Here is a 2,078-nt window from a genome sequence, read left to right as displayed (position 1 = left end):
GGGCCCGCGGCCGCGGCCGCAGAAGAGGACAAGCACGACGAGTTCAGCGACCGGATGTTCACCCTCGACGAGGTGGCCGGCTGGGCCGAGCAGACCGCGCGCCGCTACGGCCGCGACGACCAGCGCGGCGCCGCCAACGAGGTGACGCCGGAGCGGACCCGGCAGGCGCTGCGGCTGCTCGAGCGGGGCCGTGCGGTGAAGACGTACAACCTCGGCGAGCTGATGGTGGACAACTTCCCGGCGTTTGCCGGCGTTCCGCCGCGCGTGCTGCGCCAGCGGCTTACCGTCAACGGCTACCAGCCCCGCGGCGACTTCGTCCCGGCCGCGAGCTACGACCCGCGGACCAGCCCGGAGTCCGGCATCCTGCAGGGGACCACCCCGCTTGGACCCAACGCCCTGTCCTTCCACGAGGAGCGGTTCCCGCACAGCGGCACCTACCAGATCGCCACCCAGCTCGACAACCTCGGCCACATCGGCGTGGGCGAGACGTACTACAACGGCTTCCGCGGACCGGACATCGCCACGCCACGCGGGCTGGCCAAGCTCGGCAACGAGAACCTCGGGCCGATCGTCACCCGTGGCGTCGTCTACGACATCGTCGGCCTCAAGCTCGCCCAGGGCGCCACGACCGACCTGTTCCGCTCCCCGGTGAACGGCGAGTGGGTCCTGCGCGACAACTACCGCATCACCCTGACCGACATGCGCGACGCCCTGCGCCGGCAGGGCGTGCGCCGGGAACCGGGCCCCGGCGACGTGGTCCTGTTCCGCACCGGTTGGACGCACCTGCTCAACCGTGCCGGCTTCGACGACCCGGCCGATCCCAACAACACCCGGTACATCAGCGTGGAGCCGGGCATCTTCCTCCGCGAGGCCCGCTACCTCGCCTCGCGGCGGGTCGCCATCGTCGCCAGCGACACCTGGGGGCTCGAGGTCCTCGACCCCGCGGTCACCGGCGGCAACGTCTTCCCGGTCCACCAGGTGCTGCTGACCCAGAACGGCATCCGCATCGGCGAGGGCGTCCGCTCGGAGGGACTGGTGCAGGACGGCGTCTTCGAGTGCGTCTACATCGTCACCCCGCAGTTCCACGCCGGCTCCACGGCCGGCAACACCCCGCCCGCCGCCCTTGGCGTGCCTCGCCGGTAGCTATAGCGCCAGGTACACGACGTCCGGCTCGCCGCGCGGGACCGGCACCGGGAGCTGCTCGACGTGGTCGAACCGGGCGCGCAGCCGGGCGGCGAAGGCCTCGCTCGCCGAGGCGCTCCAGACCGCGAGCACCCCGCCGGGGGCGAGGGCGCCGGCGAGCAGGTCGAGGCCGGCCGGAGCGTAGAGCGCGGCGTTGTCCGGTGAGACTGTCCATTCTGGACCGTTGTCGATGTCGAGGCAGATGGCGGCGAACCCAGCCTTGTCGGGCAGCCAGGCGCGGAGGTCGGCGTGCACGCAGCGCACCCGGGGGTCGGACAGTGCGTCGTCGTGGACGTGGCGTAGTGGGCCGGAGCACCAGTCGATCACCGCGGCTTCCCGTTCGACGACGGTGATGTCCGCGACACGGGGGTGGTCGAGCGCGGCGCGGAGGGAGAAGCCGACGCCGAGGCCGCCGATGAGCAGGGGTCCGGGTGGCATGGCCGCGGCGGCGGACGTGACAAGGAGGCGCTCGGACTCGCCGTTGCGGGTGTCCATGAGGAACACCCCGTTGGCGATGATCTCGAAGTGGTCGCCCGACCGGCGGAGAACGAGCTCGCCGGCGACGCCGAGTCGTCGATCGATCGTGTCCGCCACTCGGATGAGCGTAGAAGACCGCCTGTTGCCGTTCGCCGTTTCCTGTCTACGCTTAGACGGCGGAGGTGGTCGATATATGCACGCGGCAGTAGGCGACCGGCTACACGTCCACGGCCGTCACGTGGGCAACGCCGACCAGTTGGGCGAGATCATCGAGGTGCGCGGCGCGGACGGCGCACCGCCGTATCTCGTCCGTTATCCGGATGGCCACGAGGCGCTCGTGTTCCCTGGCCCGGACTCCGTCATCGAGTCGAGCAACGGGGATTGAGTGCGCGTATCGCCGCCGCGGCGCTGCTGGCCGC

At 71.3% G+C, this 2,078-nt stretch carries 3 protein-coding genes; 2 read left to right on the top strand and 1 reads right to left on the bottom strand.

Annotation, left to right across the window (positions count from 1 at the left end; translation table 11 throughout):
• The coding region (locus VGX25_RS34940; RefSeq protein ID WP_326922266.1) for a cyclase family protein at positions 1 to 1,143 on the top strand (1,143 nt) is incomplete at its 5' end.
• Here VGX25_RS34940 and VGX25_RS34935 read toward each other — a convergent pair.
• Positions 1,144 to 1,776, bottom strand: a complete 633-nt coding sequence (locus tag VGX25_RS34935; protein WP_326922265.1) for a spermidine synthase — start codon at positions 1,774 to 1,776, stop codon at positions 1,144 to 1,146.
• Positions 1,777 to 1,852: 76 nt separating this feature from the next.
• On the opposite strand from VGX25_RS34935, the gene VGX25_RS34930 reads away from it, so the two are divergent.
• Complete coding sequence (locus tag VGX25_RS34930; protein WP_326922264.1) at positions 1,853 to 2,044, top strand: DUF1918 domain-containing protein; 192 nt, start codon at positions 1,853 to 1,855, stop codon at positions 2,042 to 2,044.
• Positions 2,045 to 2,078: the final 34 nt, after the last annotated feature.

The organism is Actinophytocola sp. (genome assembly GCF_035942955.1).
GTDB lineage: Bacteria > Actinomycetota > Actinomycetes > Mycobacteriales > Pseudonocardiaceae > DASYTH01.
This window is presented reverse-complemented; position numbering and strand designations above follow the sequence as displayed.

Bases quoted from the DNA above. Each gene is read 5' to 3' on its own strand.
- VGX25_RS34930 (WP_326922264.1), top strand. From the start codon at position 1,853: ATGCACGCGGCAGTAGGCGACCGGCTACACGTCCACGGCCGTCACGTG.